The organism is Streptococcus mitis (assembly GCF_001579035.1).
In the GTDB taxonomy this organism is placed as follows: Bacteria; Bacillota; Bacilli; order Lactobacillales; family Streptococcaceae; genus Streptococcus; species Streptococcus mitis_J.
On record NZ_KQ970292.1, the window covers coordinates 36,510 to 49,338 of the forward strand.

At 40.9% G+C, this 12,829-nt stretch carries 12 protein-coding genes and 1 pseudogene; 4 read left to right on the top strand and 9 right to left on the bottom strand.

All coding sequences use genetic code 11. The features are described from left to right. Both SMIDD26_RS09955 and SMIDD26_RS09960 read right to left on the bottom strand, forming a co-directional pair. Positions 1 to 838: aminotransferase class I/II-fold pyridoxal phosphate-dependent enzyme (locus SMIDD26_RS09955; RefSeq protein WP_061439997.1), on the bottom strand; the 838-nt coding region annotated here is incomplete at its 3' end. 77 nt (positions 839 to 915) lie between these two features. Then, positions 916 to 1,212: a hypothetical protein gene (locus SMIDD26_RS09960; RefSeq protein WP_061439998.1), complete on the bottom strand. Its 297-nt coding sequence runs from the start codon at positions 1,210 to 1,212 to the stop codon at positions 916 to 918. Positions 1,213 to 1,378: 166 nt separating this feature from the next. Here SMIDD26_RS09960 and SMIDD26_RS09965 point away from each other — a divergent pair, with 166 nt between their 5' ends. Then, positions 1,379 to 1,831, top strand: a complete 453-nt coding sequence (locus SMIDD26_RS09965; protein ID WP_031223038.1) for a universal stress protein — start codon at positions 1,379 to 1,381, stop codon at positions 1,829 to 1,831. A gap of 72 nt (positions 1,832 to 1,903) precedes the next feature. Here SMIDD26_RS09965 and SMIDD26_RS13530 read toward each other — a convergent pair whose 3' ends face one another. Both SMIDD26_RS13530 and SMIDD26_RS09970 read right to left on the bottom strand, forming a co-directional pair. Next, positions 1,904 to 2,026 (bottom strand): hypothetical protein, encoded by a 123-nt coding sequence (locus tag SMIDD26_RS13530; RefSeq protein ID WP_000693002.1) that lies wholly within the window; start codon positions 2,024 to 2,026, stop codon positions 1,904 to 1,906. Next, a complete protein-coding gene (locus SMIDD26_RS09970; protein ID WP_061439999.1) occupies positions 2,023 to 3,414 on the bottom strand; it encodes a Cof-type HAD-IIB family hydrolase in 1,392 nt (463 codons plus the stop codon). The genes SMIDD26_RS13530 and SMIDD26_RS09970 overlap by 4 nt, the downstream gene beginning before the upstream one ends. Positions 3,415 to 3,479: 65 nt before the next feature. Here SMIDD26_RS09970 and SMIDD26_RS09975 point away from each other — a divergent pair, with 65 nt between their 5' ends. After that, on the top strand, positions 3,480 to 4,442 hold the full coding sequence (locus SMIDD26_RS09975; RefSeq protein ID WP_061440000.1) for an asparaginase: 963 nt from the start codon (positions 3,480 to 3,482) through the stop codon (positions 4,440 to 4,442). A gap of 167 nt (positions 4,443 to 4,609) precedes the next feature. Here the strand turns inward: SMIDD26_RS09975 and ccpA are convergent, their stop codons facing one another. Next, positions 4,610 to 5,620 carry a catabolite control protein A gene (ccpA, locus tag SMIDD26_RS09980; protein WP_001090638.1) on the bottom strand — a complete coding sequence of 337 codons (1,011 nt, stop codon included), beginning with the start codon at positions 5,618 to 5,620 and terminating at the stop codon, positions 4,610 to 4,612. Between the two features lie 333 nt (positions 5,621 to 5,953). On the opposite strand from ccpA, the pseudogene SMIDD26_RS09985 reads away from it, so the two are divergent. Continuing rightward, positions 5,954 to 6,115 (top strand): annotated as a pseudogene (locus SMIDD26_RS09985) (helix-turn-helix domain-containing protein); the annotation flags it as partial. Positions 6,116 to 6,399: 284 nt separating this feature from the next. Here the strand turns inward: SMIDD26_RS09985 and pbp2a are convergent. After that, positions 6,400 to 8,595: a penicillin-binding protein PBP2A gene (pbp2a, locus tag SMIDD26_RS09995; protein WP_061440002.1), complete on the bottom strand. Its 2,196-nt coding sequence runs from the start codon at positions 8,593 to 8,595 to the stop codon at positions 6,400 to 6,402. An 86-nt stretch (positions 8,596 to 8,681) separates the two neighbouring features. On the opposite strand from pbp2a, the gene SMIDD26_RS10000 reads away from it, so the two are divergent. Beyond that, positions 8,682 to 9,557, top strand: coding sequence for an RluA family pseudouridine synthase (locus SMIDD26_RS10000; protein ID WP_134990292.1), 876 nt, complete (start codon positions 8,682 to 8,684; stop codon positions 9,555 to 9,557). Positions 9,558 to 9,625: 68 nt separating this feature from the next. On the opposite strand, the gene gap is transcribed toward SMIDD26_RS10000, so the two are convergent. The 3 genes from gap to SMIDD26_RS10015 form a co-directional block, all read right to left on the bottom strand. Beyond that, positions 9,626 to 10,636, bottom strand: a complete 1,011-nt coding sequence (gene gap, locus SMIDD26_RS10005; protein ID WP_033687386.1) for a type I glyceraldehyde-3-phosphate dehydrogenase — start codon at positions 10,634 to 10,636, stop codon at positions 9,626 to 9,628. 179 nt (positions 10,637 to 10,815) lie between these two features. After that, a complete protein-coding gene (locus tag SMIDD26_RS10010; RefSeq protein WP_167747519.1) occupies positions 10,816 to 12,117 on the bottom strand; it encodes an ABC transporter permease in 1,302 nt (433 codons plus the stop codon). Further along, a complete protein-coding gene (locus SMIDD26_RS10015; protein WP_061440004.1) occupies positions 12,086 to 12,769 on the bottom strand; it encodes an ABC transporter ATP-binding protein in 684 nt (227 codons plus the stop codon). The genes SMIDD26_RS10010 and SMIDD26_RS10015 overlap by 32 nt, the downstream gene beginning before the upstream one ends. Positions 12,770 to 12,829 lie beyond the last annotated feature (60 nt).

The following is a 12,829-nucleotide window of genomic DNA, read 5'->3' on the forward strand; positions in this document are numbered from 1 at the left end:
CGTTAGAGCAAAGGCGCATATTGGACAGCATATTGAGCCCTTCGATATATCCCTTGACGTGTGTCTTAGGTCCAGACAAGACCATCCATCCAACACGGAAACCTGCTATGCGGTGGGATTTTGACAGACCATTCATGCTGACACAGAAGACATCTGGTGCCAAGCTCGCCACAGGCGTATGCACATGTCCATCCATGACCATACGGTCATAGATTTCATCCGCAAAGATAATCAAATCGTTTTGACGGGCAATCTCAATAATCTCCAGCAAGAGTTCCTTCGGATAAAGGGCTCCAGTTGGGTTGTTTGGATTGATAAGGACGATTGCCTTGGTATTGGAAGTAATTTTTGACTTGATATCGTCAATATCTGGATACCATTCTGCAGCTTCATCACAGATATAGTGAACGGCATTTCCTCCAGCTAGGCTGACAGCTGCTGTCCAGAGAGGATAGTCTGGCATTGGCACTAAGACCTCATCCCCGTTGTCCAAAAGCCCCTGCATGGACATGACAATCAGCTCACTGACACCATTTCCAAGGTAGATATCATCAATATCTACGTTTGGGAATTTCTTCAATTGGCAATACTGCATGATGGCCTTACGGGCTGAGAAAATCCCTTTAGAGTCAGAATACCCTTCACTATCACGCGCATTCATAATCAAGTCATGAATGACCTCGTCTGGCGCTGTAAAGCCAAATTCTGCTGGATTTCCTGTATTCAGACGTAAAATCTTTTCTCCATTTGCTCGCATTCGCATGGCTTCTTCCAAAACAGGACCACGGATATCATAAGCAACATGCTCTAACTTACTAGACTTGTTATATTCTTTCATCTTGTTTCCTCAATTCATCAGGATAGTAACATTATACCACTAGAAAGAGAATGCGACAAGTTTACTGAAATGTATTACTAGGTGCGGATAAAAGATAAACCTAGAAAAAGCAAGCCTAAAAAGGAGTCATAGAGAAGATTGAACATGAGGAAGAGTCCCCATATCATCAAGTAATCCCAACGCCCACTTCGTTTTGCAACTAGGAATAAGATTAGATGGTAGAGTACATGAAAGAGTAAAAAGCCAATAAAACCTGGATAGAGAAGCGGAATCAACTTCTCTAATTGCCAGATCATGATCACTTCTAGCAAGACTGAAACTAGGATGATTCCATAATAAAGGAAATTTGATGTTTGAAAAGCGTTTTTCATCATTCTCCCTCCCTTCACTTCCTCCCTGCTATCCTTTCTTTTCTTTTATTTTATCATATATTTATATAGTTTTTAAGCGCTAACATTCTTTTGAAAAATACTTTTTTTGCTTTACTTCTATAGTGAAAAGGTTTACAATGATAGTAAGAAAATTTCAGGAGGTTTCATTATGGCACAACGTTACCAAAATATTATGGTCGCAATCGATGGTTCTAAGGAAGCAGACTTGGCTTTTATCAAGGGAGTTCATTCTGCTCTACGAAACGACGCTAAACTCACCATCGCCCATGTCATTGACACACGCGCTCTCCAAAGCGTATCCACCTTTGATGCTGAAGTTTACGAACAACTCCAAGTTGACGCTGAAAGTCTGATGAAAGAGTACGAAAAACGTGCTAAAGATGCTGGTGTGGCAGATGTTCATATCGTCATTGAAATGGGAAATCCAAAGACCCTACTGGCACGTACTATTCCAGATGCTGAAGAAGTGGACCTCATCCTCGTTGGCGCAACTGGTCTCAACGCCTTTGAACGCCTCTTGGTCGGCTCTTCATCTGAATACATTCTCCGCCATGCTAAGGTCGATTTGCTGGTTGTGAGAGAACAAGAAAAAACCTTATAATCACAAAGAAAAGGAGCTCAGCGCTCCTTTTTGTTTACTATTTATACTCTTCGAAAATCTCTTCAAACCACGTCAACTTCCATCTGCAACCTCAAAACAGTGTTTTGAGCTGACTTCGTCAGTTTCATCTACAACCTCAAAGCAGTGCTTTGAGCAGCCTGCGGCTAGTTTCCTAGTTTGCTCTTTGATTTTCATTGAATATTATTTCTCTCTTTATGACGCTCGTAAGCCTTGAGCTGGCGCTGCAGTTCTTTTTTAATAGCAGGTTCTGGAGCATATTTTTCTTCCCAATCATCTGGTTTTAAGATTTTATGGGTCACTGGATCAAAGTGAGCCTTGCCATCTGGGAAAATCTTCCCCATATTGGCCTGGTGGACAATGTCAAAAATACGTTCTGGGTCCACCCCCATCAAGACAAAACTACCATAGGTAAAGTAAAGCGTATCAATCAAGGCATCTACCTGACCTATCAAATCTTGCTGAGCAGGCGTCTTCTTGGCTACCTTATCTGCTGCCTTATCAAGAGCTTGATGAAGTTGCGATAGAGCTTGACCAAAGTCCTCTTCTGAAGGACTTGCGGCTCGAACAAACTCCACCAATTCTTCTATTTTAAAGCCAGCCCTGTGAGTTGCACCTTCTAAATCCCAAGCTCGTGGTTCTTCTTGGGTCCGTTCATCCATCATGTGGTGGAAGGTCTTGACCTTATTGAAATGATAGTCACGGCTGACAAAGACTTTTTCTGAAGACAAAACACCAAAATGTTCCAAGGCCTTGTGGATCCCATCTTGTTGATTGCTAGTGGTAATGTGCTTGGCAACTTCCTTGACACTGCTACTACCATTTCCCATAGCAACCGACATCCCAACACCTGCCAGCATTTCAAGATCGTTATCCGAGTCACCAAAGGCCATGACTTGGTTGAGGTCAAAACCATATTCTTTCCCGACTCGGCGAATACCTTCCAATTTAGAATTTCCCTGATTGATGACATCTGCAGCAAAAGGATTGCTACGTGTCAATTTCAAGTCTTCAAAATCAGCTGCCGCCTTCTCAGATTCTTCTGGCGTCATCAGCATCAAAACTTGGTAGATAGGCTGATTCATCAGATGAAGCAGGTCTTCTTCCTTTTGGGGAACAACCTTGCTGACCATGCGATTAAAAGACTGACTCACCGTCCGAGTTAAAACAGAGGGAACGAAGCGACTGATTCGTTGGGAAAGAGAACCCAGACCAAAGGACATGATTTTGGAACCCAGCATGGCATCCTTGGTCCCTAGGGCAATCTCCTTGCCCTCTTTTTTAGCATAGCTAATTAGATGACGCAAATGCAACTTGGAAATAGGGCTCGTGAACAAGACTCTGTCTTTAGTAAAGATATACTGGCCATTATAGGTTACCGCAAAGTCCAAATCCAAATCGTCCATCAATTCCTTAACAAAAAAAGGTCCTCGCCCTGTCGCTACGCCTACAAGCACCCCTTGTTCTTTGACAATCTTAATCGCATCCTTAGTGGATTTCAAAACACTCTTGCGATCGTTGACCAAGGTTCCATCGATATCAAAAAAAACAGCTTTGACTTCCATCCTATCCCAATCTCCCCTTTTGTGATACAATGATTATACCACATTTCAGAAAGAGTGAGTAAATCATGCCTAAGAAAATCCTTGTTTTACATACGGGTGGGACTATTTCCATGCAGGCCGATGCTTCTGGCGCTGTTGTGACGAGTTCAGATAATCCCATGAATCATGTGTCCAATCCTCTTGAAGGAATCCAAGTCCACGCCTTGGACTTTTTTAACCTGCCAAGCCCCCATATCAAACCCAAGCATATGCTGGCCCTCTACCAAAAAATCAAAGAGGAAGCAGATAACTACGATGGGGTGGTGATTACACATGGAACAGATACTTTGGAAGAAACAGCCTATTTCCTTGATACCATGGAAGTTCCCCACATGCCCATCATACTAACAGGGGCCATGCGCAGCTCCAACGAACTCGGTAGTGACGGGGTTTATAATTATCTAAGTGCTTTACGAGTGGCTAGCGATGACAGGGCTGCGGACAAAGGAGTTTTGGTCGTCATGAACGATGAAATCCACGCTGCCAAGTATGTTACCAAAACACATACGACCAATGTCAGTACTTTCCAGACTCCAACACACGGGCCACTTGGTCTGATTATGAAGCAGGAAATCCTCTACTTCAAAACAGCTGAGCCCCGTGTTCGCTTTGACCTTGATCACATACAAGGCTTAGTCCCTATCATCTCTGCTTATGCTGGTATGACAGATGAGCTGATTGATATGCTGGATTTGGAACAATTGGATGGTTTGATTATCCAAGCCTTCGGAGCTGGTAATATTCCCAAAGAAACGGCTCAAAAATTAGAAAGCCTTCTGCAAAAAGGAATCCCAGTCGCCCTGGTTTCCCGATGCTTTAACGGTATCGCAGAACCTGTCTATGCCTACCAGGGTGGGGGCGTACAGTTGCAAAAAGCAGGTGTCTTCTTTGTCAAAGAACTCAACGCCCAAAAAGCCCGCTTGAAACTCCTCATTGCCCTCAATGCCGGACTAACAGGACAGGCTTTGAAAGACTATATGGAAGGCTAAGTCTCTTCGAAAATCTTTTCAAACCGCGTCAGCTTCCATCTGCAACCTCAAAACAGTGATTTGGGCAACCTGCGGCTAGCTTCCTAGTTTGCTCTTTGATTTTCATTGAGTATAACCCCTTCTCTAAAAAGTAAAATCAGGAAATCTGCACGATTCCCTGATTTTTTCTATTTACGTTTTCGTGTTGAGCGACGTTCTGTCAAACCATGAGGCAAGAGAACTTCACGTTCTTCCAACTCTTCCTTGTGCATAATCTTAGTCAACATACGCATACTAATGGCACCAAGGTCATAAAGAGGTTGGGCAATCGTTGTCAAGTTTGGACGGGTAAAGCGTGAGATTTGTGAATCATCACTAGTAATGATTTCAAAATCTTCTGGCACAGAAACACCCTTATCAGCCAAACCGTTCAAGACTCCTGCTGCCAACTCATCACCTGTCACAACTGCTGCAGTTGCATTTGATGAAATCAAACGCTCTGCTAAGGCGTAACCATCATCATAGCTATATTTAGATTCAAATACCAAACCCTCACTATAAGCGATTCCTGCTTTTTTCAAGGCTTCCTTGTAGCCAACTAAACGAACCTTACCATTGATGTCATCCACTAGCGGACCGCTAACGAAAGCAATACGCTCATTTTCTTTAGCAAGGTAACTCACTGCATCAATCGTTGCTTGCTTATAGTCAATATTGACACTCGGCAACTGGTGCTCAACATCGACAGTTCCTGCGAGAACAATCGGAGTACGTGAACGCGAAAATTCTGAGCGAATTTTATCTGTCAAGTGATAACCCATAAAGATAATGCCATCTACCTGCTTTGAAAAGAGGGTATTGACAACAGAAACTTCTTTCTCGTTATCTTCATCGCTATTAGCTAGGACAATATTGTACTTGTACATTTCTGCAATATCATCAATCCCTTTAGCAAGTGTTGAGAAATAGCCATTGGTAATATTGGGGATTACAACACCGACAGTGGTTGTCTTTTTACTTGCAAGACCACGCGCCACGGCATTTGGACGGTAATCCAAACGATCAATCACCTCGAGTACTTTTTTACGAGTATTCTCTTTTACATTCTTATTGCCATTGACTACACGGCTAACCGTCGCCATTGAAACTCCAGCTTCACGGGCGACATCATAAATCGTTACTGTATCGTCTGTATTCATTTCATTTCCTTTCTATATCATACCTCACGAGACTCTAAAAAGAGACGGTATGAAAATTTCGTTTTCATGATTCTACTTATTCCATTTTATCACTATTTGTAAACACTTTCAAGCATTTTTTGAAGATTATTTGAAAAAATTTCAGAGAAAACTATGTTTGAAAGTTCTATAATGAAGTTAGCCACCCAGTCTTCCTAAAAATTAGATAGTTCAACTAGCTTATAGCTAGTCCTCAATTTCATTTTGATAAGAGGCTTGAAGCTGTTATAGGCATAAGAAAACACCTCTGTGTTATACTTGTTGTTCAACCAAAAACACAAGAAAGGCACAGAGATGCAAAACATTTATACTACAAAAGGCAAACATTTGACAATCGATAGCCATCGCTTAATCGAACGATGGGAAAAGGAAGGGAAATCAAATAGAGAAATCGCTTCTCTACTCGGAAAAGCTCCTCAAACTATCCACACTGAAATCAAGCGTGGGACAGTCTTATGAAAACAATCCAAGCGCTCGGTCAAGAAATCAAGCTTAACCAAGGAACTAATACTCTTCGAAAATCTCTTCAAACCACGTCAGCTTCACCTTGCCGTACGTATGGTTACTGACTTCGTCAGTTTTATCTGCAACCTCAAAGCTGTACCTTGAGCAACCTGCGGCTAGCTTCCTAGTTTGCTCTTTGATTTTCATTGAGTATAAAGGAAAAGATTCTCCACTACCATAACCAAAAGTTTTCTCCTGAAATGATGGCCAAGGCTAAGGGAGTTAATGTGAGTACCCTAGCGAAATAGATTGACTACCGAATCCCATATTGTTTGAGCCTTTTCCTTAATCTTCGCATCTGAGATAGCTCGGCTAGCCTCATCTACTAGACTTTGCGCACGTCCTCGAATATCAGACAAATTATCATCTGTCTGGCTATTATCATTGGTTTGTACTTGTCTTTTTGTGTTAGCTGGTGCAATTCCATTTTTCTTATATGCATTTTCAACTGTAAAGGTACTTCCTGGCGTATAAGGTAAAATGGTATTTGCAATGTTTCTAAAGACATGGGCTGCACCGTTTGAAGTAGATCCTGCTAGATAGTGATTTTCATCAGTGATCGGAAAACCAAGCCAATGACTAATCACCACATCCGGAGTATAACCAATTACCCACTGGTCACTTGTGTATTCCGGATTAAAAACAGCTTCGGTTGTACCAGTTTTCCCTGCCATGACATAATCTGCAGGCGATGAACTAATACCAGTACCGTTGGTGAAAGTCCCCAACATCATACTGGTCATCTTATCAGCTACAGACTTATCAATCGCCCGTTTTTGTGAATTTTTATGGCTCGCAATAACCTGACCACTAGCATTTTCAATTCTACTAATAAAATGAGCTTCCGGCATCAAACCTTCATTTGCAAAGACAGCGTATGCTTGAGCCATTTGAAGAGGATTGGTTTCGACACCACTTCCCAAGGCGACGCCAAGAACACGGTCGACCTTTTCCATGTTGAGTCCAAATTTTTCGCCTGCCTCAAAAGCCTTATCAAGGCCCAAATCATTAACAGTAGCAACAGCAGGTAGATTAAGCGATTCTGCCAAGGCTTGATACATGGGAACTTCTCGACTCTTTTTGATTCCTGCATAGTTATCTACCTTATAGCTGTCATACTTCATCGTATGGTTATCCAAGAGCTTATTCAAAGCCCAACCTGCCTCAACTGCTGGCGTATAAACAACTAAAGGCTTAATTGTAGATCCAGGGCTACGTTTTGATTGAGTTGCATAGTTAAAATTCCGGAATCCAGTTTTATCATTGTCAGCAACTTGACCGACAACTCCACGAACTCCTCCTGTTTTCGGTTCGAGAGCGACACTTCCTGATTGAGCAAATGTTCCATCCTCTGCCCTCGGAAATAGCGCTGTATTTTCATAGACAACCTGCATATTTGCTTGGTAGTTTTGATCCAACTCTGTATAAATACGGTAGCCATTATTGACAATCTCTTCCTCTGTTAGATTATACTTGGAAACAGCTTCATTAACCACCGCATCAAAGTAAGAAGGATAGCGGTAATCTGAGATTTTTCCTTCATACTTATCGTGCAATTGCGAAGTCATATCAACTACTGCAGCTTCGGTTTCTTGATTTTTATCAATATATCCTGCTGCAACCATATTTTGCAAGACAGTGTCGCGACGATTGGTTGAATCTTCTACGGAATTCAAAGGATTATACAGTTCCGGCCCCTTGAGCATCCCTGCTAGAGTGGCAGCTTGATCCAAACTCACTTCTGATGCAGAAACTCCAAAATATTTCTTACTCGCATCTTCTACACCCCACACACCATTTCCAAAATAGGCGTTGTTAAGGTACATGGTTAAGATCTGATCCTTACTATATTTTTTTGTTAATTCCAAGGCAAGGAAAAATTCTTTCGCTTTTCTCTCAACAGTTTGATCCTGCGACAAATAGGCGTTTTTAGCCAACTGTTGGGTAATAGTAGAACCACCACCTGAACGACCAGCAGTGACAATAGCCAAGAAGAAACGGCCATAGTTAATTCCGTCATTTTTATAGAAAGAACGGTCTTCTGTCGCAATAACAGCATTCTGCAAGTTTTTACTGATGTCAGTCAGTTCAACATAAGTTCCTTTTTGACCAGACAAGGCACCAGCCTCCTTTTCTTCACGGTCAAAAATGATAGTCCGAGTTTTCAAGGCGTTTTGCAAATCGTTAACATTGGTTGACTTGGCTACAGCAAATAAATAGGTTCCAACTAGCAAGCCTGCACTCAAACCTAGTATAAGGACAATCTTTGTTAGATGATAGCGACGCCAGAATTTCCGAATCGGACCTACTTGGGCTAATTTTTTTCGATCACTGCGAGAACGACGCAAGCTAGTAGACCCAGAAGCCTCTGATTCACTTGTTTCTGTTTTAAAAAGAGAAAGAAATTTCTCGAATAATTTATCTAATTTCATGCGTTTATTTTATCATCTTCATCATAGGAAGACAAGGATTTAGCTATTTCCTATCCAAATAGGGCTTTTTTTGTTACAATATCTGTATGCAATTCACATTTACATTACCAGACTCTCTACCTCAAATGACGGTAAAGCAATTACTTGAGGAACAACTCCTCATCCCTAGAAAAATCCGTCATTTTTTGAGAATCAAGAAACACATTTTGATTAATCAGCGAGAAGTTCATTGGAACGAGACGGTAAATCCTGGAGATGTTTGTCAATTGACTTTTGACGAGGAAGATTATCCCGAAAAAGAAATTCCTTGGGGCAACCCAAACCTCGTTCAGGAAGTTTATCAAGATCAACACTTAGTTATTGTGAACAAACCCGAGGGGATGAAAACGCATGGTAATCAGCCAAACGAAATCGCCCTTCTTAACCATGTCAGTGCCTATGTTGGCCAAACCTGCTATGTCGTTCATCGTCTGGACATGGAAACCAGTGGCTTGGTTCTCTTTGCCAAAAATCCTTTTATCCTCCCCATTCTCAACCGCTTATTGGAGAAAAAAGAGATTTCTAGGGAATATTGGGCGCTTGTTGACGGAAATATCAACAGCAAAGAACTTGTTTTCAGAGACAAAATCGGACGTGATCGCCATGACCGCAGAAAGCGAATAGTTGATACAAAAAATGGGCAATATGCTGAAACGCATGTAAGCAGATTAAAGCAATTCTCAAACAAGACTTCATTAGTTCGTTGCAAACTAAAGACAGGTCGAACCCATCAAATCCGTGTGCACCTTTCCCATCATAACTCCCCGATCCTAGGCGACCCTCTCTATAATAGTAAATCAAAAACAAGTCGGCTTATGCTTCATGCCTTTCGACTGTCCTTTACCCATCCGCTTACATTAGAGAAATTAAGCTTCACTGCCCTCTCGAATACTTTTGAAAAAGAATTAAAAAAGAATGGATGATTGTGTCATCCATTTTTCCATATAAGAAAAGCAAGACCAAGAGGCCTTGCTTTTTATCGACTCAAGAATTATTTAGCGATTTTTGCGAAGTATTCAAGAGTACGAACAAGTTGTGCAGTGTATGACATTTCGTTGTCGTACCATGATACAACTTTAACCAATTGTTTACCGTCAACGTCAAGAACTTTAGTTTGAGTTGCGTCAAACAATGAACCGTAAGACATACCTACGATATCTGAAGATACGATTGGATCTTCTGTGTAACCGTATGATTCGTTTGAAGCTGCTTTCATAGCTGCGTTCACTTCATCAACAGTAACGTTCTTTTCAAGAACTGCTACCAATTCAGTAACTGATCCAGTTGGAGTTGGAACGCGTTGTGCAGATCCGTCAAGTTTACCGTTCAATTCTGGGATTACAAGACCGATAGCTTTTGCAGCACCAGTTGAGTTAGGAACGATGTTTGCAGCACCAGCGCGAGCACGGCGAAGGTCACCACCACGGTGTGGTCCGTCAAGAATCATTTGGTCACCAGTGTAAGCGTGGATAGTAGTCATCAATCCTTCAACAACACCAAAGTTGTCTTGAAGAGCTTTAGCCATTGGAGCCAAGCAGTTTGTAGTACATGAAGCACCTGAGATAACTGTTTCAGTACCGTCAAGAACGTCGTGGTTAGTGTTGAATACAACTGTTTTAACGTCGTTTCCACCAGGAGCAGTGATAACAACTTTTTTAGCTCCACCAGCGTGCAAGTGTTTTTCAGCAGCTGCTTTCTTAGCAAAGAAACCAGTAGCTTCAAGAACGATTTCTACACCGTCGTTAGCCCAGTCGATTTGTTCTGGATCACGTTCAGCAGAAACTTTGATGAATTTACCGTTAACTTCAAATCCACCTTCTTTAACTTCAACAGTACCGTCGAAACGACCTTGAGTTGTGTCGTATTTCAACAAGTGTGCAAGCATAACTGGATCTGTAAGGTCGTTGATACGAGTAACTTCAACACCTTCTACGTTTTGGATACGACGGAAAGCAAGACGACCGATACGTCCGAAACCGTTAATACCAACTTTAACTACCATTAGTGATTTCCTCCTTATGAAAATCATGAAATTTTTATTGTGAAAAGAGTAACTTGAATCACTACAAATCACCTTTCAACAAACCTATTATATAACTATTTGAGTTGAATTGCAAGTACGGGCATTGTTTTTCTATGTTTGTTTCTTTTTTGGGGACGATAATCTAATAACGCCCTTGACTATTCATATCGTAGCGATTCTACAGGATCCATTTTACTAATTTTACGCGCTGGGAAGTAGGCTGAGACATAACCAAGTAATAGAGCGAAAGCTAGAGTTCCTAAAACAGATAACAAATTTAATTCAAAAACCTTAGTGATGGATGGGTAAAAGTGACTTACAATCGCATTCGCCAAACTTCCCACCCCTTGTGCTACCAAAAAGGCCAGTAGCAAGGCGATGCCTACAATCCAGATAGCCTCGTAAATAAAAATTCCTTTGACATCACGATTTTGATAACCAACTGCCTTCATGACACCTATTTCCTTAGAACGTTGCATGATATTGATGTAAATGATGATACCAATCATGACCGCTGCTACCACAATAGCTTGTGATGAAAGTACAATCAACAATCCCTGAATGACACGAATAAAAGTAATCACAATATCAAGAACCTTCTGTTGAGAAAGAACAGTATACTTCTTGTTTTTCTGCAATTCTTCTGTTATCCCTTTTGTTTGTGATGGATCTTTGAGTTCCAAGATAAAATAAGATACAGCTTTTGTAAATCCAGCTTCTTTCAAAATCATTTCCATTTGATGAGACGGCATGAAACTGTTGCTGTCCTCCAGGTCATCTTCATCATTGATTACACGTACAATCGTTGTTTGAAATTGAGCAATCTTACTAGCTTCGGCAGCATTTTCTACAATGCTGGCTGAGACTGATTTGCCAATAACATCATTAGCTGTCAGATTGTTTCCTGTCTGTTCATTCCAATTTTTTAGTAAACTGATTGGAATTGTCAAACCCTGTTCATTTGAATCAGTATAGAGGGAACCGGCTAATACTTTGTCCGCCTCATTACTACTAACAGAGATACTTGTATCCTCATAGAGACTCACTACTTGAGCATAAGAAGGCATCGTTTGACTCAGATCTATTTCTTGCCCATCTATAGTCATATTTGCCATAGTCATCCCAAAAGGACTCTCCAAATATTTAATAGCTTCTTTTCCAACTGTATCCGTAATATAGTTCTTATCATCTTGGTTCAAAAAGCCTCGTCCAACATTTTTTGTGTTTAAAGCAATCTGAACTTGAGAAGGAATTTGACCTCCATTCGTATTTTCATCAATCATCGAAATCAAAGCATTTCCCAAGCCGAAAGAAATTAAGACTCCTACAAAACCGATTGAGGTTGCTAGCGCAATCAATAGGTTACGCCACTTTCTTTCCAGAAAGTTATTTAAAGAAAGTTTGAATTTATTTTTCAATGATAATCCTTTATTTTTTGACTTCTTCAACGACTTCACCATCCTTCATTTTGATAATCACATCTGCATATTCGGCAACCTCTGGATTATGGGTTACAATCAACACTGTTTTCCCTGTTTGGGCTAAATTTTTAAATACTTCCAATACCATTTCTTGGGATTGAGAATCCAGCGAACCCGTTGGTTCATCTGCTACAATCATATCAGGCTGATTCACCAAAGCACGCGCGATTGCTACACGTTGCTTTTGTCCGCCAGAAAGCTGTTTAACATTTTTAGCAATAAAAGGCTCCATGCCCAAGTTACTTAATTGCTCCTTTGCAATCATTGTCATCTCCCTGTCAGATAAATCTTTGACATAGAGAGGTAGCTTGACATTGTCCAAGACAGACTGATGAGGAATGAGGTTAAAGTTTTGAAACACAAATCCAATCTTATCTTTACGAAATTGAGTTAGTTCAATCTCTGATAAGTCACGGAGGGATTCCCCTTTAAACTCTAAACCTCCTTCATATTGTCTGTCTAAACCGCTGATGATGTTTAGTAGACTGGTTTTGCCACAGCCTGACGGACCGTAAATCGCTGTAATTTTACCTTTTGCAATCTGCAGGTTTATATTCTTTAAAGCCTGCTCTTGATGTTTACCGTCCAAGGCGTAAAACTTTGAAATATTTTTAATGGATAAAATGGACATTCTTTCCCCCTTGTTTAAAACTGTTATCGGCATACATCATAATTATAGAAAAGCCTTCAA